The organism is Streptomyces aurantiacus (assembly GCF_027107535.1).
In the GTDB taxonomy this organism is placed as follows: Bacteria; Actinomycetota; Actinomycetes; order Streptomycetales; family Streptomycetaceae; genus Streptomyces.
Genome location: NZ_CP114283.1, coordinates 9,123,922 through 9,147,117 on the forward strand (window position 1 = coordinate 9,123,922; position 23,196 = coordinate 9,147,117).

Below are 23,196 nucleotides of genomic sequence, written 5' to 3' on the forward strand. Positions count from 1 at the left end.
ACGAACAACCCCCGCTAGGTGCTGGAACACCTGCGGGGGCTTGACCAACAAGATCGAATGAGAGTCGATCCCATGGCTGACGCCAAGCCTAGTCCCGCCTGCCCGCCCGCGCACGCGACCGCGCCCCACCCGATGGCCAATCCGGGTTACGGAAAACGCGGCGCACCGGACCAACACCCCCGCGCCGCGCACGACTTCGCGCACCTTCCACCCCGCGAGGCCGCCGTCGCCGCGTACATCGACCGGCTCTCGAACGGCGCCGACATCTCCGTGAAGACGCTGGCCAAGACGCTCCCGTACGGCCAGTGCGCCCTCCGCACGGCCCTCAACAACCTCCAACGGGCTGGCCACTTGCGTCGGGGACGCGAACACCTGGCCGACTCGGGAAGCCAACGCTGGATCACCCGAACGTGGTTCTCGCGAACGGCACGGGACGACGCGTGGTGGGCCGCGTTCACGCGAGGTGACGTACCGAAGGAGGCGCCGGAGCCTCCCGACAGACAGCTCAGCCCCAGCCACCCCACCGGCCCTACCTGGCCGACCGGCCCCACCCGCTCCCGCGCGTACATCCTGCTCGCGGCCCTCGGCCGCACGGCCCCGGCCCTGTCGCTCTCCGCCGGGGCGTGCGCCGAACTCGCCCCGCTCGTCACGGAGTGGTTCGCGAGGGGTGCGAGTGACGAACACGTACTCCGGGCCCTGACGGCAGGCCTCCCCACTCCGGTCCACAGCCCGGCCGCCCTCGTCCGCAACCGCCTGACGGCGAAGCTCCCACCGGAACCCGAACCGGCGCCCGGTCCGGGTCCGGAACCGGCGCTGGGACCGGCGCGGGCCCCGCGCCCGCCCCTCCGCGTACTGGAGTGTGCGAAGTGCGGCACACCAGGGCGTCCGGAAGCCCTGCCGGGCGGCGTCTGCGGCCCTTGCTCGGGCGGGCCCGCGCCACGCCCGCCGTCCGTCCCCCTGTCGTCCGCGGCCGTCCACGCGCACGCCGCGGCGGCCCGCGCGGCGATGGTCGACCGGCACGAGCGAGCACGCCTGTGACGGGGACGCACCGAAGGGTGTGCCCCCGGCGTCAGCCGGGGAACACACCCTTCGGACCTGCGGAGCCGGTCAGTACAGCTTGTTGACGGCCGTGACCGTGGTCTTCTTGAAGTCGGCGACCTGGGCGTGCTGGAAGTTGCCCATCTGGCCCCACTGCACGACCGTCACGGTCCGGCCGTCACGGCCGACCGAGAACAGGCCGATGTCGGAGGACCCCCACGAGGACGCGGTGCGGATGCCGTAGACATGGGCGCCCTCCTCGACGTTCAGCTTGCCGTAGTACTTCTGCGTCGCGGTGATGTCGGGGTCCTGCTCCATCAGCTTCTGCGCGCAGTCCGTGAGGCTCTTGCGCAGCAGGGCCGCGAAGTCCTTGGCCCGCTGCTCGTCCCGCTCCACCACGGTGGCCTGCAGGGCGCTGGTGTCGTACTCGGTACCGAACCTGCGGTGGCTGGTGATGGACGGCAGCACCTCGCCGAAGCACATCGGCAGCGGGTCGGGCTGGCCGGCGGTGACCGGTCCGGCGGTCCAGGGAGACGTCGGGTGCGGCGGCAGCTCGCTCGGCTTCAGGAACCGGGGCGTGTCGGAGGCGGCGGTACCGGCGGCCGCCGGAACAGCGGCCACGGCGACACCGGCCAGGGCCGTCAGGGCGGCGAGAGCGAGTCGGGTGCTGCGGGTACGAACGTTCATGGTCTTCCCCCGTGTCGGTCGTTCAGGATGTCGATCGCGGCGGGCCGGCTCGTCGGCTGTGAACCACCGGCCTTCCCGCAACACCTGATTTGACCCGCCACCACCCCCACCCGTTGTACTCCGCCACGCTACGGATACGTCCGGAATGTCACCGCCGGGCAACAGGGGTGGCCGCGGAGACCCCGCTCACACCGCCACCTCGGCGAACGCTCAGCTCAGCGAGCTCAGCGCCGCCGCGTCGTACGCACCCAGCTCGCCGAACCGCCCGCCGAGCACCTTCGCCGCCCACTGCGGGTCCTGGAGCAGCGCGCGGCCCACGGCCACCATGTCGTACTCGTCGCTCTCCAGGCGGTCCAGCAGGTCGTCGATGCCCTTGACCGGGGCGCCCTCGCCCTGGAAGCCCTTCAGGAAGTCGCCGTCGAGGCCGACCGAGCCGACGGTGATGACGGGCTTGCCCGTGAGCTTCTTCGTCCAGCCGGCCAGGTTCATGTCCGAGCCGTCGAACTCGGGGCGCCAGTAGCGGCGGGTGGAGGCGTGGAAGGCGTCCACACCGGCCGCGACGAGCGGGGTCAGCAGGGCCTCCAGCTCCTCCGGCGTCTCGGCGAGACGCGCGTCGTAGGCCTGCTGCTTCCACTGTGAGAAGCGGAAGATGACCGGGAACGACGGTGAGACGGCGGCGCGCACCGCGGCCACGACCTCCACGGGGAACTGCGTCCGGGCCACCAGGTCGCCGCCGTACGCGTCGGTGCGGCGGTTCGTGCCGGCCCACAGGAACTGGTCGAGCAGGTATCCGTGCGCGCCGTGCAGCTCGACCCCGTCGAAGCCGATGCGCTCGGCGGCCGCGGCGGCCTCGGCGAAGGCCTGGATGACGTCGTCCAGGTCCTGCTGGGTCATGGCCCTGCCGGTGACCTCGGCGCCTGCCGTGTGGATGCCGGACGGGCTGACCGAGGGGGCGTCCACGAACGGCGGCTGGCCCGCCCTGCGCACACTCCCGATGTGCCACAGCTGCGGCACGATCTTCCCGCCCGCCGCGTGCACGGCGTCGGCGACCTTCGCCCAGCCCGCCAGCTGCTCCGCGCCGTGGAAGCGCGGGACGTTGTCGTTCTGCCCGGCCGAGTCGTGCCCCACGTACGTGCCCTCGGTGACGATCAGGCCGACCCCGGCCGCCGCCCGGCGCGCGTAGTACGACACCACGTCCTCCCCGGGCACGCCTCCCGGCGAGAACTCCCGGGTCATCGGCGCCATCACGATCCGGTTCGGAACGGTCAGACCGTTCAGGGAGACGGGCCGGGAGAGGATCTGGGCCGCGCGGGACGCGGAGGCGGTGGCAGTCACGTAGGTGCTCCTCGGAGAGGTCGGTACGACATCGAGCGATCAGGGCGGATCCCGGTTGGTATGTGCATATGCATCAACCCGCCCCCCGGGGCAACCACTCAACCGGGCCCGCGCATTCCGCTTGATCACCGCGCATCCCTGTGACCCCGGACACGCCCGGCACCCCTACCGGCGCCAGGACCCGCGCCCTCGCCCGCGCCCGCCCGCCCCCGCACTCGCACTCGCACTCGTCGACGGGCCTGGCGGTCATCCGGTCACCGAGCGCGCCTCCTTGAGGACCTTCCGGTGGGACGAGGCCAGGCGGCCGAGATCCTTCCGGGCCTTTTTCATCAAGGACTTCTGGATCTCGGACTCCTGGGCGCTCCAGATCCTCACCAGGTCGGTGGACAGTTTGCAGTCGACGTCCGCCTCCGCGACGGAGATCTCCCGCTTCGTGACGTCCTGTCCGGAGAATTCCTCCGCCCCGATCGCCTGCATCGGACTCCCGTAGGAGAACCCCTTCTCCTTCATGCACCGGGCCCAGGCCCCGGTCGCCTTCACCACCTCCGGCGACCTCAGGGACTCGGTGAAGCTGTCAGTGGCGATGGAACCGGCCACCTCGGCGCCCTTCGCATAGGTGTACTTACCCCGGATCCTCGCCTTGGACTGCCCTATGCAGCCCCCCTCCGGGACCCGCTTCCCCTTCACCTCGGCGGTTCCGGCGGGGCTGCCGTTGAGCGCCAGAAGCTCCTTCTCGGTGGGCGTCTCCGGCTTCGGGGCGGACACCGGCTCGGGGAAGTGATAGCCGTACCGCGACGCGACGGCGGGGTTCAGCACGCCGTAACGCCGATTGGTTCCGGGCTGGTACTCCGCGGGCCCCTCGGCGGCTCCGGCGCGATACACGAGTCCGTACTTCCGCATACAGGCGCCCGTGAGCTTGTTCTCGGCCGAGGAGATCACCCGAAGCTCCTCGCGGCTGAACGCGTACGCGCCGATGGGAAGCTCCATCTGGCCCTCCAGGGGCGAGGCCTCGATCGCGTCACCACCGGCGGTGGTGGTCGGCGCCGGTCGTGGCTGAGCCGGGGATTCACCCCCGCCCCCTCCCCCACCACAGCCCACCGCTCCGACCAGCAAGACGCAGGCCAGCGCGCCGACACGCGTCGGCATTCCACGACGCCCGGACATCGATCCCCTCCCGCACAAAAAGGAAGTGCCGAACGCGTCACGCTCGCGTCCGGCACCCGCCGACTTTCAGACCGACTCAGAACTGGTAGCACTCGCCGACACTCAGGCTGCCGTCAACCAGCTTGAGTGAGGCGTTCTCGTTGTACGTCTTGTTCAGGCGATTCGCAATGGAGAACTTGTCACCCTGCGCCCAGAGCCAGTCACAGGGACCGGCCTGGTTGCTGTAGAAGTAGATGACTGCACTCTCGTCCGAGGTCTTCGCCCTGAAATAGGCCGACGCGGCATTGTTCTTGACGGGCTGGCCCTGCCCGTTGGACGCCGAGGCGAAGCTGTATCCCTCGAAGTTGATCTTTCCGTATCCGGCGAAGGAGGAGTGCGAGCCCTGCTGGTTGGAATTGAAGTACATCGAGATGCACGGGAAGAGGCCATCGCAGGCACTCCCCCTGTACTCGGTCGCACTGGCCTGGGTGACACCGGCGACCGATACCAGAGCGGCGGCGACGCCCACGGCCGCCACCTTCTTGGAAATACTCATGCTTCCCCCTGTCACTGGCCATAAAGGCGATCCGCAGGATATTTCCATGATCGAAAATGGGTCAAGAGGACAAATGAAGCATGTCGCACTTTCAACTTCTTAATTTCGAGCGGCCTGTTGCCGACGAAAACGCCCGAGGGCGGCACCCCTGGAATGGAGTGCCGCCCTCGTCCACGTACTGCGATGAACTGTTTGAGCCTTGGCCGGATCGGCCGTGGACTCAGAAGTCCATGTCACCGCCCGGCATGCCGCCACCGGCGCCGGCGCCGGCGCCGGCCTTCTCCGGCTTGTCGGCGATGACGGCCTCGGTGGTGAGGAACAGCGCGGCGATGGAGGCGGCGTTCTGCAGGGCAGAGCGCGTGACCTTCGCCGGGTCGATGATGCCTTCGGCGATCATGTCCACGTACTCACCGGTCGCGGCGTTGAGGCCGTGACCGACGGGCAGGTTGCGGACCTTCTCGACGATGACGCCACCCTCGAGACCACCGTTGACGGCGATCTGCTTGAGCGGAGCCTCCAGGGCGAGCTTCACGGCGTTCGCGCCGGTCGCCTCGTCACCCGTCAGCTCAAGCTTCTCGAAGACCGAGGAGGCCTGGAGCAGGGCCACGCCACCACCGGCGACGATGCCCTCCTCGACGGCCGCCTTCGCGTTGCGAACGGCGTCCTCGATGCGGTGCTTGCGCTCCTTGAGCTCGACCTCGGTGGCGGCACCGGCCTTGATGACGGCCACGCCGCCGGCCAGCTTCGCCAGACGCTCCTGGAGCTTCTCGCGGTCGTAGTCCGAGTCGCTGTTCTCGATCTCGGCACGGATCTGGTTGACGCGACCGGCGACCTGGTCCGCCGAACCCGAACCGTCGACGATCGTCGTCTCGTCCTTGGTGATGACGACCTTGCGAGCGCGGCCGAGCAGGTCGACGGTCGCGTTCTCGAGCTTGAGGCCGACCTCCTCGGAGATGACCTCACCGCCCGTGAGGATCGCGATGTCGGCCAGCATGGCCTTGCGGCGGTCACCGAAGCCCGGAGCCTTGACGGCGACGGACTTGAAGGTGCCACGGATCTTGTTGACGACCAGGGTCGACAGGGCCTCGCCCTCGACGTCCTCGGCGATGATCAGCAGCGGCTTGCCGCCCTGCATGACCTTCTCGAGGAGCGGGAGCAGGTCCTTGACGTTCGCGATCTTGGAGTTCGCGATCAGGATGTACGGGTCGTCGAGGACGGCCTCCATACGCTCCATGTCGGTGGCGAAGTACGCCGAGATGTAGCCCTTGTCGAAGCGCATACCCTCGGTGAGCTCCAGCTCCAGACCGAAGGTCTGGGACTCCTCGACGGTGATGACGCCTTCCTTGCCGACCTTGTCCATCGCCTCGGCGATGAGCTCGCCGATCTGGGTGTCGGCGGCGGAGATGGAGGCCGTCGAAGCGATCTGCTCCTTGGTCTCGACATCCTTCGCCTGCTCCAGCAGGGCACCGGAGACGGCCTCGACGGCCTTCTCGATACCGCGCTTGAGAGCCATCGGGTTGGCGCCGGCGGCGACGTTGCGAAGGCCTTCACGGACGAGCGCCTGGGCGAGGACGGTCGCGGTGGTCGTACCGTCACCGGCGACGTCGTCCGTCTTCTTGGCGACTTCCTTGACCAGCTCGGCGCCGATCTTCTCGTAAGGGTCCTCGAGCTCGATCTCCTTGGCGATGGAAACACCATCGTTGGTGATCGTGGGGGCGCCCCACTTCTTCTCGAGGACGACGTTGCGGCCCTTGGGGCCGAGGGTTACCTTGACGGCGTCGGCGAGCTGGTTCATCCCGCGCTCGAGACCGCGCCGTGCCTCCTCGTCGAACGCGATGATCTTGGCCATGTGAAGTGGTCCTCCCGGACTGGGGTGGATTGCTCCGGACCGCGCTGGCGCCCGCGACGGACGGCCTGCCTGCCTCGTGGTTCCTTGCCCCACCTGGCCTGCGGGCCTCACCGACCCGGTCCTCGTTGTCACTCTCACCTTCAGAGTGCTAACGCCAATGATTAGCACTCGACCCATGCGAGTGCAAGCGACTCCCGATGATCCGCAGGTGGGAGCGGGTGCGAGGAGGTGGGGTCAGAGGGGCACGAGTGACCATGGAACCCCCCGACGGACATGCGGAGACCTCTCGCGGCCACACCGAAGAGCCCCCTCGGACATGCCGAAGGGCCCGCACCCATGAGGTGCGAGCCCTTCGAGAGAAGAACGTCGCTGCGGTTAGTCGGCGCGTGCTTCAGCCGGTCGCCAGTCGGACCATGTCCGCCTGCGGCCCCTTCTGGCCTTGCGAGATCTCAAAATCGACCCGCTGACCCTCTTCCAGGGTGCGGTAGCCGTCCATCTGAATCGCGCTGTAGTGGACGAAAACATCCGCACCACCGTCGACCGCGATGAAGCCGTACCCCTTCTCCGCGTTGAACCATTTGACGGTGCCCTGAGCCATGCCTAACTCCCCTATTACTGGCCCTTGCACAGATCCGCACTTCGCGGATCCGGGTCAGACCTCACCCCCCAACGGTTGGGGGTGTGCGCCGGAACGCGTCGACCGCGGCTGAATGTATCCGTCCAACTGCCGTCTGCAACAGGTCAATCCGACGAGAATTCCGGGCACGACTGATCGGGAATATGTGAAGGATTCACGAAGATTCAGGGCAAGTCGGACCCCGCAAATGCCATAAACGGCTGAAAATGACAGGGTACTTTGGCTGCTTCTTATCGGGCTCCGGACGGGGACTCATAGGTGCCGGACAAGCGGAGCGAAGCAAGTTCCCCAACTGTAGCGCGCTCAACCATACAGAATTGCCCCCTCCGCTTCTCTCACGGAGGGGGCAATTCGATGAACTCTGCGTGTTCGGCATTACCGAGGGTAATGATCGACCGCCGCGAGAGGGCCGCTCAGCCTCCGGCGACCGCCGGAATGATCGACACCCCGGCGCCGTCCGGCGTCGCCGTCTCCAGCCCCTGCTCGAAGCGGACGTCGTCGTCGTTCACGTACACGTTGACGAACCGCCGCAGCTTCCCCTGGTCGTCCAGGACCCGGGCCGCGATACCGGTGTGGTTCTTCTCCAGGTCGGCGATGACCTCGGCGAGATTCGCCCCCTCGGCGGCCACTTCGGCCTTACCGCCCGTGTAGGTACGCAGGATGGTGGGGATGCGGACGGAAACGCTCATGACTTTCGACCTCCGGTCAGGTGGCGCGCCCGAAGGGGCGCGGGGAACTGCGCGACCAGCCCTCCACCGGCCCGCAGACGGACAACGGCCTCTTACGCGAGGCCGGCCTCGTGGAACGAATCAAGGCTGGGACGGATGGTCGCGGTGAGCCCCGTGTCGGAGGCGACCGCGTCCAGGGTCTTCAGACCGTCACCGGTGTTGAGGACGACGGTCGTCAGGCTGGGGTCCAGCAGACCATTGTCGATCAGCTTCTTCGCGACACCCACGGTCACACCGCCGGCGGTCTCCGCGAAGATCCCCTCGGTCCGCGCCAGCAGCTTGATCGCGTCGACGACCTGCTCGTCGTTCACGTCCTCCACGGCTCCGCCCGTCCGCCGGGCGATGTCGAGGACGTAGGGACCGTCCGCCGGGTTGCCGATGGCGAGCGACTTGGCGATCGTGTTCGGCTTCTGCGGCCGTACGACGTCGTGCCCGGCCTTGTAGGCGACGGACACCGGCGAGCAGCCCTCGGCCTGGGCACCGAAGATCTTGTACGGCTTGTCCTCGACGAGGCCGAGCTCGATCAGCTCCTTGAGACCCTTGTCGATCTTCGTGAGCTGGGAGCCGGAGGCGATCGGCACGACCAGCTGGTCGGGAAGCCGCCAGCCGAGCTGCTCACAGATCTCGTACGCCAGCGTCTTGGAGCCCTCGGCGTAGTACGGCCGCAGGTTGACGTTGACGAAGCCCCAGCCCTCGCCGGCCGGGTCGCCGATCAGCTCGGAGCAGAAGCGGTTCACGTCGTCGTAGTTGCCCTCGATGCCGACGAGCTCACCGCCGTAGACCGCGGCCATGACGACCTTGCCCTGCTCCAGGTCGTGTGGGATGAACACGCAGGAACGGAAGCCGGCACGGGCAGCGGCGGCGCCCACGGCACCGGCGAGGTTGCCGGTCGAGGAGCAGGAGAGGGTGGTGAAGCCGAAGGCGCGCGCGGCCTCCAGGGCCTGGGCGACGACGCGGTCCTTGAAGGAGTGCGTCGGGTTGCCGGAGTCGTCCTTGACGAAGAGCTTGCCCGCGTCGACGCCCAGCTCGCGGGCCAGGTTGTCGGCCTTGACGAGCTTGGTCCAGCCGGGGTTGATGTTCGGCTTGTCCGCCACGTCCGCGGGGACGGGCAGCAGCGGCGCGTAGCGCCAGATGTTCGCGGGGCCCGCCTCGATGCGCTTGCGGAGCTCTTCGGTGTCGTAGTCCGAGAAGTCGTACGCGATCTCCAGCGGGCCGAAACACTCCTCGCAGGCGAAGACCGGGCCGAGCGGGACGCGGTGGCCGCACTCGCGGCAGGAGAGCGCGGCGGCGGGGCCGAGATCGACGGCGTTCGCGGTGGTGGGGGAGTTCGTGGTGCTTGCAACTGTCTGCGCAGCCATGGAGGCGAGGCCCTTTCTCCTCATCTTCCTCACGGCGCACTTCGCCGTGAGACGGATTTGGCACCTTCCCGAGCCGGGAGCCTCGCTGCGCTGATCGGCAATGATCAGGACGAGACCGGCTGGAGGGTTGCCGGGGCTTCAACGGGCCGTATCCCTCTGCCCCTCTGGATGAGCGGTATTCGATTGTGGTTTTCGTTCTCCGCGCGACGACCCCCGACATGCGATGGTCATCAGCGTTGTCCAAGACTGTAACCGAAGGCCTGGATGGTGGAGAAAGCCGTCCGAACCGCGAGATGCCCCTCACACCGGCCCATGTCGCGGCGGGCACACGTGTCCCGATGAACGCAAGGGAGAGCCGCACGTGCTGGAAGACGTCGAGCGCTGGCTGAGCACGCGCTCCTGGTCCGTTGACGACCGCCCGCTCAAGAAGATCGTCGCCGCGAAGCGTGCCACCGGCTCCACGGTGAGCGTCGTACTGCCCGCTCTCAACGAGGAGGCGACCGTCGGCGAGATCGTCTCCGTGATCCGCCGGGAGCTGATGACCGTCAGGGTCCCGCTCGTCGACGAGATCGTGGTGATCGACTCGGGCTCGACGGACCGCACCTCCGAGGTCGCCGCCGCCGCGGGCGCCCGGGTCGTGCACCGGGACGACATCCTGCCCCGCATCCCGGCCGTCCCCGGCAAGGGCGAGGTGCTGTGGCGCTCGCTGCTCGTCACCGGCGGGGACATCGTGGCCTTCGTCGACGCGGACCTGAAGGAGTTCTCGGCGGACTTCGTCTCCGGGATCGTCGGCCCGCTGCTCACCGACCCGGGCGTGGACCTCGTCAAGGCGATGTACGACCGCCCGCTCACGGTGTCCGACGGTTCCGCCTCCGGCACGACCTCGGCGGGCCAGGGCGGCCGGGTGACGGAACTCATGGCCCGCCCGCTCCTCAACATGCACTGGCCGCGGCTGGCCGGCTTCGTCCAGCCGCTGGGCGGGGAGTACGCGGCCCGCCGCTCCCTCCTCGAACAGCTCCCGTTCCCCGTCGGCTACGGCGTGGAGCTCGGCATGCTGGTCGACGCCCTGCACCTGGCCGGCCTCGACGCCCTGGCCCAGGTCGACGTCGGCGTCCGCAAGCACCGCCACCAGGACGGCCAGGCGCTCGGCCGGATGTCCGCCGCGATCTACCGCACCGCCCAGCTCCGCCTGGCCCGCGGCCACCTGGTCCGCCCGTCCCTGACCCAGTTCGAACGGGGCGAGCACGGCTTCGAACCCCGCACGTACTCGGTGGACGTCGAGGAGAGGCCCCCGATGATCGACATCGAGGAGTACGTGAAACGCCGGGCGGCGTAGGCGGGGGTGCTCGACAACACCCCGTATACGGCGGGTGGGAACGTTTGAGCGTTTACACCTGGGGCTAGATTTCGAGTCATGGCTTCCACCCGCGCCACCCACGACATCCTGGTCGCTTCCAACCGCGGCCCGGTCTCGTACACCCTGGACAGCACCGGCGAGCTCACCGCCAAGCGCGGCGGAGGCGGTCTCGTCTCGGGGCTCTCCGCCATCGGCCCGGACGCGGGCGCCCTGTGGGTGTGCTCGGCCCTCAGCGACGACGACCGCGAGGCGGTCCGGCGCGGAGTCGGCGAACAGGGCGTGCGGATGCTCGACATCGACGCCGAGACCCACGCCGCCGCGTACAACGGCATCGCGAACTCCGCGCTGTGGTTCGTCCACCACATGCTGTACCAGACGCCTCTGGAGCCGGTCTTCGACGCGGAGTTCCGGCGGCAGTGGGCGGCCTACGAGACGTACAACCGTGCCTTCGCCGAGGCACTGGCCGAGGAGGCGGCGGAGGGTGCCGCGGTCCTCGTACAGGACTACCACCTGACGCTGGTGCCGCGGATGCTCCGCGAACTGCGCCCCGACCTGCGGATCGGCCACTTCTCGCACACGCCGTGGGCTCCGCCGGACTACTTCCGGCTGCTGCCCGACGACATCGCGGCGCAGGTGCTCGACGGAATCCTCGGAGCCGACCGGGCCGCGTTCCTCACCCAGCGGTGGGCGGACGCCTTCACCGAGTGCTGTCACGCCGTACTGGGCCCCGGGGTCGCCGCGGAGACGCGGATCGGCGTGCACGGACTCGGCGCGGACGCCGACTTCCTGCGCGAGCGCTCGCACCGGCCGGACGTCGACGAGCGGATGGCCGCGCTGCGGGAGCAGATCGGCGTGGCCCCCGACGGCGGCGCCCGGAAGGCGATCGTGCGGGTGGACCGGACCGAGCTGTCCAAGAACATCGTGCGCGGGCTGCTCGCCTACCGGGAACTGCTGGAGGACAGGCCGCAGTGGCGCGAGCGGGTCGTGCACGTGGCGTTCGCCTACCCCTCCCGCCAGGACCTGGCGGTCTACCGCGACTACACGGCCGAGGTGCAGCGGGTCGCCGACGAGATCAACTCCCGGTACGGCACGACCGGCTGGACGCCGGTGGTGCTGCACGTGAAGGACGACTTCGCGCGCTCGCTGGCGGCGTACCGACTGGCCGACGTGGCTCTCGTCAACCCGATCCGCGACGGCATGAACCTCGTCGCGAAGGAGGTGCCGGTCGTGTCCGATGACGGCTGCGTGCTGGTGCTGTCGCGGGAGGCGGGGGCGTACGAGGAGCTGGGCGAGGACGCGATCACCGTGAACCCGTACGACGTGTCGGGCACCGCCGTCGCGCTGCACGAGGCGCTGAGCGTGCCGGTGGGTGAGCGGGCCGAGAGGACGAAGCGGCTGGCTGTGGCCGCCACCGCGTTGCCTCCGGCGCAGTGGTTCCTGGACCAGCTGCGCGCGGTGCGCTCCGCGCGGTAGGCCGGGTGACGCCTGCGGTTCGCCCCGCGGACGGTCTGCCGGCCTCCGCGGGGCGGGGCGCTGCGGCAGCGCATGTCGATCGTCGGCCGCGGGCCGGTGGGGGCTGGTCGCGCAGTTCCCCGCGCCCCTGAAGGGCGCGGGGCTGTCAGTTCAGTTGCGCTGCCAGTGAGGTCAGGAGGTGTACCACTCCCTCCGGGCCGTCCACCACCAGGTCGGAGCGGTCGGCCAGTTCCGTCACCTCGTTGCTGCCGCTGCAGACCAGCAGGCCCGGTACGCCGTCGGAGCGGAGCTTGTCCACGGCGGCGAAGGCCGGCAGGTCGCCCAGGTCGTCGCCGCAGTACATGACCGACTCGGCGCCGACGTCCCGTACGTACTCGCTGAGGGCGACGCCCTTGTCCATGCCCGCCGGGCGCAGCTCCAGCACCATCCTTCCCGGCTCGACGATCAGGCCGTGCTTCTGGGCGAGCCGGGTGAGGGGTTCGCGCAGTGCCTCGAAGGCGGCCTGGGGGTCCTGGGCACGGCGGGTGTGGACCGCGACGGCCCTGCCCTTCTCCTCGATCCACGTGCCCTGCCAGGCGCCGATGCCGTCGAGGAAGCCCGGGAGTTCGGCGCGGACGGCGGCGACGCCGGGGTGGGCGGCGGGAGCCCGGACGGTGCCGGTGACGGCGTCCCAGCGCTCCGCCCCGTAGTGACCGAGCACGACGAGGTGTTCGAGACCGGGGACTCCGGCGAAACCGCCGTACCGCACGGCCACGCTCGCCGGCCGTCCGGTGACGACGGCCACCGACGCCACCCTGGGCGCGAGCGCCGCCAGGGCGGCCGCGGCGTCCGGATGGGCGCGGGCCTGTTCGGGGTCCGGGACGATCGGGGCGAGTGTGCCGTCGAAGTCGAAGGCGAGCACGGCCCTCTCGGGCCTCGCGATGATGGCGTCGAGACCGTCCCGGCCCGCCGGGGTCACGGGGTTCGGCATCGACGCTGAGTCGGGGTGACTGGCCATGCTGCGACCCTATCCGCGAGGGTCCGGTCTTACGCCCCCGCCGGCCTCGGCGCCTGCTCTCGACACCGGAGCCGGTGCCGGGCGCGTGCCGGTGCCGCGAACGCGAACGGGGGCGGCGTACGCCGACGCGGTGTCGGAGTGCGCCGCCCTCGGGCGGAGTCGCGGGAGGCGGGCCCGCACTGTCAGGGCGCCTACTTCGGGTCACGGTCGAACGATGCCTTCGACCAGAAGTAGCCGAGCGCGGTCAGGGCCAGGCACCACACGACCGCGAGCCACCCGTTGTGGCCGATCTCCGTGCCGAGCAGCAGCCCGCGCAGGGTCTCGATGGCGGGTGTGAAGGGCTGGTACTCGGCGACCGGCCGGAACCAGCCGGGCATCGCGTCGACCGGGACGAAGGTGCTGGAGATGAGCGGCAGGAAGATCAGCGGCATGGCGTTGTTGCTGGCCGCCTCGGCGTTCGGGCTGACCAGGCCCATCCCGACCGCGATCCAGGTGAGCGCCAGGGCGAACAGCACGAGCAGCCCGAACGCCGCCAGCCACTCCAGGAGGGTGGCGTCCGTGGACCGGAACCCGATGGCCACCCCGACGGCCCCGACCACGACCACGCTCATCACGCACTGCAGCACACTGCCGAGGACGTGCCCCACGAGCACCGAACCGCGGTGGATGGCCATCGTCCGGAAGCGGGCGATGATGCCCTCGCTCATGTCCGTGGACACGGACACCGCGGTGCCGATCGCGGTGCCGCCGATGGTCATCATCAGGATGCCCGGGAGGACATACGCGATGTACTCGGACCGGTCCGCCCCGCCGCCCCCGATTCCGGCGCTCATCACGTCGCCGAAGACGTAGACGAAGAGAAGAAGCAGCATGACCGGTGTGAGCAGCAGGTTCAGGGTGAGGGAGGGGTAGCGCCGGGCGTGCAGGAGGTTGCGGCGCAGCATCGTGGACGAGTCGCGCACGGCGAGGGAGAGGGAGCTCATCGGACAGCCTCCTTGGGCTGGCTGGGCACGTCGGTGCCACCGGTCAGGGCGAAGAACACGTCGTCGAGGTCGGGGGTGTGCACGGTCAGCTCGTCGGCCTCGATGCCGACGGCGTCCAGCCAGTCGAGGATGGAGCGCAGCTCGCGCTGGGTGCCGTCGCTGGGAATCCGCAGCGTCAGCGCCTCGTCGTGGGAGGTGCCCCCGGCCGGCGCGAAGCCGGGCGCCTGCGGAAGGGCGGCCTCGCGCAGCGCCGCGGCGGCGGTCCGGTACGCGGCCGGGTCGGAGAAGCGGAGCCGGACGTGGCCGCCCGGGACGATCCGCTTGAGCTCTTCGGCGGTGCCCTCCGCGGCGATCCCGCCGTCGTGGAGCACGGCGATGCGGTCGGCGAGTTCGTCGGCCTCCTCCAGGTACTGGGTGGTGAGGAAGACGGTGACGCCGTCGGAGACGAGCTCGCGGATGATCTGCCACATGTTGTGACGGGAGCGGGGGTCGAGGCCGGTGGTCGGTTCGTCGAGGAAGATGATCCGCGGTCCGCCGACCAGGGTCATGGCGATGTCGAGACGGCGTTTCATGCCGCCGGAGTAGGTGGAGGCGGGCTTCTTCGCGGCCTCGACCAGGTCGAAGCGCTCCAGCAGCTCGGCGGTGGTCCGCCGTCCCTCGCTCCTGGACAGGTGGTGCAGGTCTGCCATGAGGAGCATGTTCTCCTCGCCGGTGATCAGACCGTCCACTGCGGAGAACTGCCCGGTGACGCCGATCGCGGCCCGCACGGCCTGGGGGTCGGCGGCCAGGTCGTGGCCGCCGATGTGGATGGCGCCGGTGCCCGGGTCGGCGGAGACGAGAGTGGAGAGGATCTTGACGGCGGTGGTCTTGCCGGCGCCGTTCGGGCCGAGCAGGGAGAAGATCGTTCCCGCGGGGACGGCCAGGTCGACGCCGTCGAGCACGGTCTTGTCACCGTAGGACTTCCGCAGCCCGTACGCCGCGATGGCCAGGTCGGTCATGATGGGTGCTCCTTCAGAGCTTGCTTGTCACAGAAGCCGGGGGTCGTGGGGCTGGGAGTCGTGGGGCCGGGGGTCGCAGGGGCTGCGGGTCACAGGCTGCGGGCGGTGATGTCGCCGTAAGCGGTGGTCGCGTGGATGTTCAGGCCGGCGGCGGCGCCCTCGGTGTTCATGAGCGCGTTGTGGACCCGGCCGTAGGCGGTGCCGGCGTCCAGGGAGGCGGAGGCTCCGCGGGCGGCGCCGACCGAGATCTCACCGGCCTCGGTGCGCAGCACGACCTTGCCGCGCACGGCCTCGGCGATCCTGATGTCGCCCTTCTGCACGCTGACCTCTCCGGAGCCGCCCAGCCGGCCGACCGAGACGTCACCGGCGAGGAGGGCGAGGCGGGCGCTCGCCGCCTCGTCGAGCTTGACCGTGCCCTCCGCGCCTTCGAAGGCGACGTCGCCGAGCCGTCCGACGCCCCGGAAGTCGGCGCCGGCCGCCTTCGCCTCGACGCGGGAGCCGGTGGGCAGCCGGACGGTCACCTCGACGGAGCCGTGGTGGCCGAGCATCCGGTTCTTCGGCGGCAGGGTCCCGATCCGCAGGACGCCTTCGGTGTACTCGACCGTGATCTGCTCCGCGGCCTTCACGTCGCGGCCCTTCGAGGCGTCCGCCGGCCGGACCTCGACCGTGGTGTCGGCCCGGTCGGCGGCGATGAACCGGATGCGTCCCGCGGGGATGTCGAGGACGGCGGAGACGGGGGCGGTGGTGGCGAACTTCTGCACGGTGCTCTCCTTGGGCCTGCTGGTTTCTGACAACGGAAACGCTACGTTGCGTTCATAGATTTGACAACGCAATCGTTGCGCTTGATTGCAAAACCACCAGCTCAGAGCCGGAGAATCGTTGCAATGAATTGCGTTCTAACGCAACAGTGGCCAGGTGAGTCGTTGCAATGAATGAAAAGCGAACGCTATGGTGGAGGCACCAAGGCCTACGAAGGGGACCGCGATGCCGGGAGGCAGGCTCACTCAGCAGGAACGCCAGCAGATCGCGCTGGGGCTGGCCGACGGGCTCGCCTACGCGGAGATCGCCAGGGGGCTCGAGCGCCCCACCTCGACCGTCACGCGCGAGGTGATGCGGAACGGCGGGCCCACCGCCTACCGCGCCGACCTGGCCCACCGTGCCACGGAGCACCGCACCCACCGGCGCAGGCAGGCCGCGCCCCGCGGGGCACAGGCGCCCCCGCAGGCCCACGGGCGCGACGCCGAAGCCGTACGCGAGTACGAGGAGACGTTCACCACCCTGCTCATGCAGCAGGGTCTGCCCAAGATGACGTCCCGGGTGCTGACCTGCCTCTACACCACCGACGCGGGCAGTGTCACCGCGTCAGAACTCGTCCAGCGACTGCAGATCAGTCCGGCGTCCGTCTCCAAAGCGGTCACGTTCCTGGAGAGCCAGGGCCTCGTCCGCCGGGAGCGGGACGACCGCCGCCGTGAGCGCTACATCGTCGACGACGACGTCTTCTACCAGGGCATGATCGCCAGCGCCCGGTCGAACGCCCTGCTCGCCGAGACCGCGCGGCAGGGGGTCGGCGTCCTCGGCCGCGACACCCCGGCCGCGGCCCGACTGGAGAACATCGCCCGCTTCATCGACTTCGTCAGCGAGAGCATCACCCATGCCGCGGAGCAGGCCCGCGAGCTCCTCCACACGAGAGCCGAAGCGGCCTCGGGCGACACCGCCGAGCCGCCCACGGACCGCGGGTAGCCGTCCGTCCCGACGGTCGGGCCGCCGCTGCCCGCTCGCGGGGCTCCACTCCCGAAGCCCGCTCCCCGCCCCCTCGTCCCCCGACGCCCAAGGAGCGAGTCACGCCTCGCGCTCGGTCCGGCGGACCTCTCTCACCCGTCGCAGCCGATTGACCGTCACCGGGTCGTGGGCCAGGGCCCGGGGCGCGTCCAGGAGGGCGTTCAGCAACTGGTAGTAGCGGACCGGGGCGAGCCCCAGCTCTTCCCGTATCGCCCGCTCCTTGGCCCCCGGCGACGCCCATCCCCGCCGCTCCAGCGCGAGGACGGCACGCTCCTGAGCCGTCAGCCCTTCGTCGTCCATACCCGCCACGCTAACGGCTGCCACCGACAGCCCCGCCGGGAGCGGGACGGTGAGGGGCGCAGCACGGTGAGGGGTGCGGGACCATGACGGTCGCGGCTCCGCCGCGGGGCGCGCCCGGCCCCGGAGCGGGCCGGCGGGGAGTTATCCCGCGCCCTCCGCCGCGGCGGCGGCCCGCTGCAGCTGTCCCAGCGTCGCCGCCGGATTCCCCTTCGGGCTCACGGCCTTGCCGATCTGCTGCTTGATGTCCGCGCTGACCGTCGCCCAGGACGTCTGGGACACGGGATACAGCTCGGCGTTGGGCAGTTCGCCGAGGAACTCGACGAGGTCCGCGTCGTCCTTGTCGGCGGCCATCGCCTCGGAGGCGGACGTCGTCACGGGCAGCAGGTCGTACTCGCGGGAGAACTCGAGCACGTTCTTCTCGCTGTAGACGTAGTCGAGGAAGTCACCGATCTCCTCGGCGTGCCCGCTCTTCTTGAACGCCATCATCCAGTCGGCGACACCCATCGTGGCCTTGGACCGGCCGTCGACACCGGGCATCGGCACCATGCCGAACTTCACGCCCTTCGCGGCGGCGGCCTTCATCAGCGTCGGGTGGCCGTTCAGCATGCCGACCTCGCCGCGCGTGAACGCCGCGAAGGCCTGGGCACGGTTGAGCTTCGCGGGCGCGACCGGACCGGTGAGGCCCTTGTCGACCAGCTTCTCCTTCAGCCAGGTGAAGGTCTCTATGTTCTCTTTGGAGTCGAGGCTGTAGGAGCCGACCGTGTCCGTGTACCCGTCGCCGCCGCTGAGCAGCCACATCATGGTCTCGGCCTGTGCCTCCTCCGGCCCGAGGGGCAGCGCGTACGGGTACTTCACGCCCTGGGCCTTGAGGGCCTCGGCGTCGGACGCGAGCTCGCTCCAGCTCTGCGGCGGGGTGAGGCCGGCGTCGCTGAAGAGCTTCTTGTTGTAGAAGAGCAGCCGGGTGGAGGAGGCGAAGGGCATGCCGTACTGCGTGCGGTTTATCTCGCCCGCCACCGTCAGCCGCGACACGAAGTCGGACTGGGTGTCGATGGAGAGCACGTCGTCGGCCCGGTAGAGCTGCCCCGCCGCGGCGTAGTCGGCGTACGCGCCGATCTGGGCCAGGTCGGGCGGGTTGCCGTCGTCGACCATCGCCTTGACCTTGGCGTCCACGTCGTTCCAGGAGTAGACGCTGACCTTGACGTCGACGCCGGGGTGCTTGGCCTCGTACGCCTTGGAGAGCTTGTCCCAGTACTTCTTGGAGCTGTTCGCCGAGGAGTCGCCGTAGTCGGCTGCCACAAGTCTCAGCGTGACGTTCCCGGACTCGGTCGAGCCGCCACAGCCACCGAGGGCCGCGGTCACACCCAGTGCGGACACCGCCGCGATCAGACCTGTCACTCGCCGCTGCACTGCTGCCGTCCCCAACCCTGTCGTCATGTCCGTGGATTCGCTCATGCGATCCCATGATTTCGATTCGCAATTTTCGCTCTAAGGTCTACACCACGTAAGTGGACTAGACCTCTCACGGGGTAAGGGGCGACACTGTACCCGTGAGACACGTCATCGCCCTCGATGTGGGCGGCACCGGAATGAAGGCCGCCCTCGTCGGGGCGGACGGCGAGCTGCTGCACCGGACCCGCCGCTCGACGGGCCGCGAGCGCGGCCCAAACTCCGTGGTCGAGTCGATCCTCGCCTTCGCCGCCGACCTGCGCGCCCACGGCGAGCGCCACTTCGGCGAGCCCGCGGCGGCCGCCGGCGTCGCCGTCCCCGGCATCGTGGACACCGACCGCGGCATCGCGGCCTACGCGGCCAACCTCGGCTGGCGCGACGTGCCGCTGCGGGTCCTGCTCAGCGAGCGGCTGCACGGAGTGCCGGTGGCCCTCGGCCACGACGTGCGCACCGGTGGCCTCGCCGAGGGCCGCATCGGCGCGGGCCGGGGCGCGGACCGCTTCCTGTTCGTACCGCTGGGCACGGGCATCGCAGGCGCCATCGGCATCGACGGCCGGGTGGAGGCGGGTGCGCACGGCTTCGCGGGCGAGATCGGCCACATCGTCGTACGCCCCGGTGGCGCCCCGTGTCCGTGCGGGCAGCGCGGCTGTCTTGAGCGGTTCGCGTCCGCGGCGGCGGTCAGCGAGGCCTGGGCACGGGTGTCCGGCGATCCGAAGGCGGACGCGGCGGACTGCGCGAAGGCCGTCGAGTCCGGGGACCCGCGGGCCCTGGTGGTCTGGCAGGACGCCGTGGACGCGCTCGCCGACGGACTCGTCACCGCGCTCACTCTGCTGGACCCGCGAACCCTGATCATCGGTGGCGGTCTCGCCGAGGCGGGGGAAACCTTGTTCACACCGCTGCGCACCGCGGTCGAGCGACGCGTCACCTTCCAGAAACTGCCGTCCATCGTCCCCGCCGCACTGGGGGACTCGGCCGGATGCCTGGGCGCGGGCCTCCTGGCCTGGGACCTGCTGGGCACCACACCTACTGCCCTCTCGGAGGTAACCACCTGATGGCCACTGAGCGCAGCGCCCCCTCAGGGGCGCGGGGAACTGCGCGACCAGCCCCCACCGACCCGCACGTCGTGGTCCTCACCGGTGCCAAAGTCGTACTCCCCACCGGAACGGTGACCGGCGGCCGAGTCATCGTCGAGGACACCCGCATCGCCGGAAGCGCTCCCGAGGGCGCCCCCACGGTGGACCTGAGCGGCCACTGGGTGGTGCCCGGCTTCGTCGACATGCACAACCACGGCGGCGGCGGAGCCTCCTTCACGTCGGGCACGGTCGAGGAGATCCTCGAAGGTGTCCGCACCCACCGCCTGCACGGCACGACGACCCTCGTCGCCTCGACCGTGACCGGTGACATGGACGGGCTGGCCCACCGCGCCGGCCTGCTCTCCGAGCTGGCCGAGCAGGGCGACATCGCGGGCATCCACTTCGAGGGCCCCTTCATCTCCCCGTGCCGCAAGGGAGCGCACTCCGAGGCGCTGCTGCGCGACCCCGACCCGGCGGAGGTCCGCAAGCTGGTCGACGCGGCCCGCGGCCGGGCCAGCATGGTCACGCTCGCCACCGAACTGCCGGGCGGCATCGACTCCGTACGCCTCCTCGCCGAACACGGTGTGATCGCGGCGATCGGGCACACGGACGCCACGTACGAGCAGACGGTGGAGGCCATCGACGCGGGCGCGACCGTGGCGACGCACCTGTTCAACGCGATGCCCGCGCTCGGCCACCGCACGCCGGGACCGATCGCGGCCCTGCTGGAGGACGAGCGGATCACCGTCGAGCTGATCAACGACGGCGTCCACCTCCATCCGGCCTCCCTCCAGCTGGCCTTCCATCACGCGGGCGGCGGCCGGGTGGCGTTCATCACGGACGCCATGGACGCGGCGGGCTTCGGCGACGGCCGGTACATGCTCGGCCCGCTGGAGGTGGAGGTCGCGGACGGTGTGGCGCGCCTGGTGGAGGGCGGCTCCATCGCGGGCTCGACGCTCACGCTGGACCGGGCCTTCCGGCGGGCGGTGACCGTGGACCGGCTGCCGATCGGGGACGTCGTGGCGGCCATCTCCGCCAATCCGGCCAGACAGCTGGGCCTGTACGACCGGGTGGGTTCGCTGGAGCCGGGCAAGGACGCCGACCTGGTGGTCCTGGACTCCGGCTTCGAGGTCGTGGGCGTCATGCGCCGGGGCGAATGGCTGGCCGGACCCCCGACCGGCTGAGTCCCACCTGGGAGGATCCCGGCCGTGCGGATCCCAACCCGGCCGGTTCTCCCCCTTGTTGGCCGTGCCCGCCGACCGGGGGGCTGGGCCGACCGCCGTCGTCTTTGACATGATCGGTCCTTCGGACGGACGCGTTCCGTGAGCGCGTTCCTATCGAGGGAGGTCGGCCCAGGTGATCCTCACGGTCACGCTGAACACCGCTCTCGACATCACGTACCGCGTGCGGGGGCTGCGCCCGCACGCCTCCCACCGGGTCACCGACATGACCGAACGGCCCGGCGGGAAGGGGCTGAACGTGGCCCGGGTGCTCGCGGCCCTCGGCCACGAGGTGACGGTGACGGGCTTCGTGGGCGGCGCCACCGGACGGGCCCTGCGGGACCAGCTCGCCCCCACCCCGGGCGTCATCGACGCGCTGCTCCCGGTGAGCGGCTCCACCCGCCGCACGATCGCGGTGGTCGACACGGCCACCGGTGACACGACTCAGCTCAACGAACCGGGCCCGGTGATCACCCCCGCCGAGTGGTCCGCCTTCCAGGAGGCGTACGAGGTCCTGCTGCGGGCCTCTTCGGCGGTGGCCCTGTGCGGCAGCCTGCCTCCCGGGGTGCCGGTCGGCGCGTATGCCCAACTGATCCGTGCCGCACGGGCGTTGGCCGTCCCGGTGCTGCTCGACACCAGCGGCGAGCCACTGCGGCGGGGCATCGCGGCCCGCCCCGACATCGTCAAGCCCAACGCGGACGAGCTGGCCGAGCTCACCGGCGCCCACGAGCCCGTGCGGGCGACCCGGGACGCCCGTCGGCGCGGGGCGCACGTGGTCGTGGCATCGCTGGGAGCGAAGGGCCTGCTGGCCCGCACGCCCGACGGCCTCTGGCGGGCCACTCCGCCCCGCCCGGTGCGCGGCAACCCGACGGGCGCGGGCGACTCGGCGGTGGCGGGCCTGCTGTCGGGCCTGGTGGAGCGCCTGCCGTGGCCCGAGCGGCTGGCCCGCGCGGTGGCCCTGTCGGCGGCGACGGTACTCGCGCCGGTGGCGGGGGAGTTCGACCGCTCGGCGTACGAGGAGCTGCTGGGCCGGGTCTCGGTGACGGGCGAGGACGTCGCGGCGTGAGCGCTCCGCTCGGGGCGGAGGAGCAGCACACCGAACGTCCCGTGCGGGTGCGTCGGGGCCGGCCGCCGCACACCACACCGCCCCCTGTTCAGGAGCGCGGAGCGCCCCCGAACACCACGGCGGTCAGTCCTTGACCTGGCCCGCCTTCAGGCGGAGTTGGTCCAGGAGGACGTTGCAGTCGTCGCCCTCCTGGCAGGAGACGGAGATCGTGTTGGTGCCCTTGGTGAGGGTGGGCCAGGAGTAGGTCTCAGTCCAGCCCTTCTCCCACTCGCCGTCCTTGGCGCGCGCGAAGTTGCCCATGTTCAGCTTGCTGCCGAACTCCTTGCCGTTCACGGTGAGCGTCATCTTGGCGTCCGAGCCCGCGACGCTGTACCGCGAGAAGACGGTGTAGGTGCCGGCCTTCGGGATGTCCTTGACGGTCCAGGTGACTTCGGCGCCGACCTGGTTGAGGCCCGAGACGTAGATGCCGCCCGCGGACCGGGCGCCCTGGACGTCCGACGCCGTCGTCACGCCGGGGCCCAGCTTCATGGCCTTCGCGTCGATCTTCGGAAGGTCGGCCGGGTTCGCGGCCTGCTTCGTCGGGTCCTGGCTCGGTTCGGCGCTCTGGCCGGCCGACTGGGTCGGGCCCGCCGTGTCGTCGCCCTTGTCGTTGTCCGAGTCCCCGCCGAGCATCGCGATGCCGATGCCGAGCACCACGGCGGCCACGACGGCGACGGCGCCGATCAGCAGTCCCTTGGTGTTGGGTCCGCGGCCCCGGCTGCCGCCGTGCCTGCTGTCGGGCGCCTGATGGTGCGTGGTCGTGGGGGCACCGCCGGAGAAGCTCTCGGCCGTGGAGTGGTTCGCGCCCGGCTGACCGTACGTGCTCTGCTGCTGGGGCACCTGTCCGTACTGCGCGGTGGGGGCGGTCTGCGCGGCGGACTGGCCGTACTGGCGCTCGCCGACCGGCCGCACCCGGTTGACCGAGCCGGGGTAGCCGTAGCCACCGGCGCCGCTCGGCGGCTGGGCTCCGGCGGCCTGCCCGTCGGCGTACAGATAGCCGAACGGGTCGTCGTCCTCGGGCGTGCTCGCGCCGTTGTTGCCGGGCGTCATCCCTTGGTCTCCTAGCGGGTGCGGTTCAGATGCGGTACAGGGGATCGAAAGACGAGCCTACCCGCTCCGGCTGCCCCAAACGGG

22 protein-coding genes and 1 riboswitch are annotated in these 23,196 nt (G+C 70.3%); of the genes, 7 read left to right on the forward strand and 15 right to left on the reverse strand.

The window, feature by feature from the left end:
* Positions 1–72: 72 nt before the first annotated feature.
* Positions 73–1,038 carry a helix-turn-helix domain-containing protein gene (locus O1Q96_RS42200; RefSeq protein WP_269253129.1) on the forward strand — a complete coding sequence of 322 codons (966 nt, stop codon included), beginning with the start codon at positions 73–75 and terminating at the stop codon, positions 1,036–1,038.
* Positions 1,039–1,107: 69 nt separating this feature from the next.
* On the opposite strand, the gene O1Q96_RS42205 is transcribed toward O1Q96_RS42200, so the two are convergent.
* From O1Q96_RS42205 to thrC, 8 genes are all read right to left on the reverse strand, one after another.
* Positions 1,108–1,725, reverse strand: coding sequence for a hypothetical protein (locus O1Q96_RS42205; protein WP_269253130.1), 618 nt, complete (start codon positions 1,723–1,725; stop codon positions 1,108–1,110).
* A gap of 210 nt (positions 1,726–1,935) precedes the next feature.
* Positions 1,936–3,060 carry an NADH:flavin oxidoreductase gene (locus O1Q96_RS42210; protein ID WP_269253131.1) on the reverse strand — a complete coding sequence of 375 codons (1,125 nt, stop codon included), beginning with the start codon at positions 3,058–3,060 and terminating at the stop codon, positions 1,936–1,938.
* A 246-nt stretch (positions 3,061–3,306) separates the two neighbouring features.
* Positions 3,307–4,047 carry a hypothetical protein gene (locus tag O1Q96_RS42215; protein WP_269253132.1) on the reverse strand — a complete coding sequence of 247 codons (741 nt, stop codon included), beginning with the start codon at positions 4,045–4,047 and terminating at the stop codon, positions 3,307–3,309.
* Between the two features lie 253 nt (positions 4,048–4,300).
* Positions 4,301–4,759: a hypothetical protein gene (locus tag O1Q96_RS42220; RefSeq protein ID WP_269253133.1), complete on the reverse strand. Its 459-nt coding sequence runs from the start codon at positions 4,757–4,759 to the stop codon at positions 4,301–4,303.
* 220 nt (positions 4,760–4,979) lie between these two features.
* The gene (gene groL / locus O1Q96_RS42225; RefSeq protein WP_217454058.1) at positions 4,980–6,608 is read right to left on the reverse strand and encodes a chaperonin GroEL; all 1,629 of its coding nucleotides are present in this window, start codon (positions 6,606–6,608) and stop codon (positions 4,980–4,982) included.
* A 391-nt stretch (positions 6,609–6,999) separates the two neighbouring features.
* Positions 7,000–7,206 carry a cold-shock protein gene (locus tag O1Q96_RS42230; protein WP_007493268.1) on the reverse strand — a complete coding sequence of 69 codons (207 nt, stop codon included), beginning with the start codon at positions 7,204–7,206 and terminating at the stop codon, positions 7,000–7,002.
* A gap of 452 nt (positions 7,207–7,658) precedes the next feature.
* Positions 7,659–7,934: a MoaD/ThiS family protein gene (locus O1Q96_RS42235; RefSeq protein ID WP_217454057.1), complete on the reverse strand. Its 276-nt coding sequence runs from the start codon at positions 7,932–7,934 to the stop codon at positions 7,659–7,661.
* A gap of 92 nt (positions 7,935–8,026) precedes the next feature.
* Positions 8,027–9,331 (reverse strand): threonine synthase, encoded by a 1,305-nt coding sequence (thrC, locus tag O1Q96_RS42240; RefSeq protein ID WP_269253134.1) that lies wholly within the window; start codon positions 9,329–9,331, stop codon positions 8,027–8,029.
* Positions 9,332–9,348: 17 nt separating this feature from the next.
* Positions 9,349–9,506: riboswitch (SAM riboswitch) on the reverse strand.
* Positions 9,507–9,692: 186 nt separating this feature from the next.
* On the opposite strand from thrC, the gene O1Q96_RS42245 reads away from it, so the two are divergent.
* Both O1Q96_RS42245 and O1Q96_RS42250 read left to right on the forward strand, forming a co-directional pair.
* Positions 9,693–10,667: a glucosyl-3-phosphoglycerate synthase gene (locus tag O1Q96_RS42245; RefSeq protein ID WP_269253135.1), complete on the forward strand. Its 975-nt coding sequence runs from the start codon at positions 9,693–9,695 to the stop codon at positions 10,665–10,667.
* 78 nt (positions 10,668–10,745) lie between these two features.
* Positions 10,746–12,161 carry an alpha,alpha-trehalose-phosphate synthase (UDP-forming) gene (locus O1Q96_RS42250; protein WP_269253136.1) on the forward strand — a complete coding sequence of 472 codons (1,416 nt, stop codon included), beginning with the start codon at positions 10,746–10,748 and terminating at the stop codon, positions 12,159–12,161.
* A gap of 145 nt (positions 12,162–12,306) precedes the next feature.
* Here the strand turns inward: O1Q96_RS42250 and otsB are convergent, their stop codons facing one another.
* The 4 genes from otsB to O1Q96_RS42270 all read right to left on the reverse strand — a co-directional run bounded on the left by otsB (position 12,307) and on the right by O1Q96_RS42270 (position 15,900).
* Positions 12,307–13,158 carry a trehalose-phosphatase gene (otsB, locus tag O1Q96_RS42255; RefSeq protein ID WP_269253137.1) on the reverse strand — a complete coding sequence of 284 codons (852 nt, stop codon included), beginning with the start codon at positions 13,156–13,158 and terminating at the stop codon, positions 12,307–12,309.
* A gap of 191 nt (positions 13,159–13,349) precedes the next feature.
* A complete protein-coding gene (locus O1Q96_RS42260) occupies positions 13,350–14,141 on the reverse strand; it encodes an ABC transporter permease (RefSeq protein WP_269253138.1) in 792 nt (263 codons plus the stop codon).
* A complete protein-coding gene (locus O1Q96_RS42265; RefSeq protein ID WP_269253139.1) occupies positions 14,138–15,139 on the reverse strand; it encodes an ATP-binding cassette domain-containing protein in 1,002 nt (333 codons plus the stop codon). The genes O1Q96_RS42260 and O1Q96_RS42265 overlap by 4 nt, the downstream gene beginning before the upstream one ends.
* Before the next feature lie 89 nt (positions 15,140–15,228).
* The gene (locus tag O1Q96_RS42270) at positions 15,229–15,900 is read right to left on the reverse strand and encodes a DUF4097 family beta strand repeat-containing protein (RefSeq protein ID WP_269253140.1); all 672 of its coding nucleotides are present in this window, start codon (positions 15,898–15,900) and stop codon (positions 15,229–15,231) included.
* A 223-nt stretch (positions 15,901–16,123) separates the two neighbouring features.
* Between O1Q96_RS42270 and O1Q96_RS42275 the strand changes: the two genes are divergently transcribed.
* Positions 16,124–16,879 carry a helix-turn-helix domain-containing protein gene (locus O1Q96_RS42275; RefSeq protein ID WP_269253141.1) on the forward strand — a complete coding sequence of 252 codons (756 nt, stop codon included), beginning with the start codon at positions 16,124–16,126 and terminating at the stop codon, positions 16,877–16,879.
* A 99-nt stretch (positions 16,880–16,978) separates the two neighbouring features.
* On the opposite strand, the gene O1Q96_RS42280 is transcribed toward O1Q96_RS42275, so the two are convergent.
* Positions 16,979–17,218 carry a DUF3263 domain-containing protein gene (locus O1Q96_RS42280; protein ID WP_269253142.1) on the reverse strand — a complete coding sequence of 80 codons (240 nt, stop codon included), beginning with the start codon at positions 17,216–17,218 and terminating at the stop codon, positions 16,979–16,981.
* Positions 17,219–17,359: 141 nt separating this feature from the next.
* Positions 17,360–18,625 carry an ABC transporter substrate-binding protein gene (locus tag O1Q96_RS42285; protein WP_483409992.1) on the reverse strand — a complete coding sequence of 422 codons (1,266 nt, stop codon included), beginning with the start codon at positions 18,623–18,625 and terminating at the stop codon, positions 17,360–17,362.
* Between the two features lie 140 nt (positions 18,626–18,765).
* On the opposite strand from O1Q96_RS42285, the gene O1Q96_RS42290 reads away from it, so the two are divergent.
* The 3 genes from O1Q96_RS42290 (at position 18,766) to O1Q96_RS42300 (ending at position 22,023) form a co-directional block, all read left to right on the forward strand.
* The gene (locus tag O1Q96_RS42290) at positions 18,766–19,716 is read left to right on the forward strand and encodes an ROK family protein (protein ID WP_269253144.1); all 951 of its coding nucleotides are present in this window, start codon (positions 18,766–18,768) and stop codon (positions 19,714–19,716) included.
* The gene (nagA, locus tag O1Q96_RS42295) at positions 19,716–20,921 is read left to right on the forward strand and encodes an N-acetylglucosamine-6-phosphate deacetylase (RefSeq protein ID WP_269253145.1); all 1,206 of its coding nucleotides are present in this window, start codon (positions 19,716–19,718) and stop codon (positions 20,919–20,921) included. Before O1Q96_RS42290 ends, nagA begins: the two co-directional genes overlap by 1 nt.
* 172 nt (positions 20,922–21,093) lie before the next feature.
* Positions 21,094–22,023 carry a 1-phosphofructokinase family hexose kinase gene (locus O1Q96_RS42300; RefSeq protein WP_269253146.1) on the forward strand — a complete coding sequence of 310 codons (930 nt, stop codon included), beginning with the start codon at positions 21,094–21,096 and terminating at the stop codon, positions 22,021–22,023.
* Between the two features lie 123 nt (positions 22,024–22,146).
* On the opposite strand, the gene O1Q96_RS42305 is transcribed toward O1Q96_RS42300, so the two are convergent.
* Positions 22,147–23,112 carry a carbohydrate-binding protein gene (locus O1Q96_RS42305; protein WP_269253147.1) on the reverse strand — a complete coding sequence of 322 codons (966 nt, stop codon included), beginning with the start codon at positions 23,110–23,112 and terminating at the stop codon, positions 22,147–22,149.
* Between the last annotated feature and the right edge of the window lie 84 nt (positions 23,113–23,196).

Excerpts from the sequence above, each read along its gene's own strand:
- O1Q96_RS42200 (WP_269253129.1), top strand. The coding sequence starts at position 73 with ATGGCTGACGCCAAGCCTAGTCCCGCCTGCCCGCCCGCGCACGCGACC.
- O1Q96_RS42205 (WP_269253130.1), bottom strand. The coding sequence starts at position 1,725 with ATGAACGTTCGTACCCGCAGCACCCGACTCGCTCTCGCCGCCCTGACG.
- O1Q96_RS42215 (WP_269253132.1), bottom strand. The coding sequence starts at position 4,047 with ATGGAGCTTCCCATCGGCGCGTACGCGTTCAGCCGCGAGGAGCTTCGG.
- O1Q96_RS42220 (WP_269253133.1), bottom strand. The coding sequence starts at position 4,759 with ATGAGTATTTCCAAGAAGGTGGCGGCCGTGGGCGTCGCCGCCGCTCTG.
- groL (WP_217454058.1), bottom strand. The coding sequence starts at position 6,608 with ATGGCCAAGATCATCGCGTTCGACGAGGAGGCACGGCGCGGTCTCGAG.
- O1Q96_RS42230 (WP_007493268.1), bottom strand. The coding sequence starts at position 7,206 with ATGGCTCAGGGCACCGTCAAATGGTTCAACGCGGAGAAGGGGTACGGC.
- O1Q96_RS42235 (WP_217454057.1), bottom strand. The coding sequence starts at position 7,934 with ATGAGCGTTTCCGTCCGCATCCCCACCATCCTGCGTACCTACACGGGC.
- thrC (WP_269253134.1), bottom strand. The coding sequence starts at position 9,331 with ATGGCTGCGCAGACAGTTGCAAGCACCACGAACTCCCCCACCACCGCG.
- O1Q96_RS42250 (WP_269253136.1), top strand. The coding sequence starts at position 10,746 with ATGGCTTCCACCCGCGCCACCCACGACATCCTGGTCGCTTCCAACCGC.
- otsB (WP_269253137.1), bottom strand. The coding sequence starts at position 13,158 with ATGGCCAGTCACCCCGACTCAGCGTCGATGCCGAACCCCGTGACCCCG.
- O1Q96_RS42260 (WP_269253138.1), bottom strand. The coding sequence starts at position 14,141 with ATGAGCTCCCTCTCCCTCGCCGTGCGCGACTCGTCCACGATGCTGCGC.
- O1Q96_RS42265 (WP_269253139.1), bottom strand. The coding sequence starts at position 15,139 with ATGACCGACCTGGCCATCGCGGCGTACGGGCTGCGGAAGTCCTACGGT.
- O1Q96_RS42275 (WP_269253141.1), top strand. The coding sequence starts at position 16,124 with ATGCCGGGAGGCAGGCTCACTCAGCAGGAACGCCAGCAGATCGCGCTG.
- O1Q96_RS42280 (WP_269253142.1), bottom strand. The coding sequence starts at position 17,218 with ATGGACGACGAAGGGCTGACGGCTCAGGAGCGTGCCGTCCTCGCGCTG.
- nagA (WP_269253145.1), top strand. The coding sequence starts at position 19,716 with ATGGCCACTGAGCGCAGCGCCCCCTCAGGGGCGCGGGGAACTGCGCGA.
- O1Q96_RS42305 (WP_269253147.1), bottom strand. The coding sequence starts at position 23,112 with ATGACGCCCGGCAACAACGGCGCGAGCACGCCCGAGGACGACGACCCG.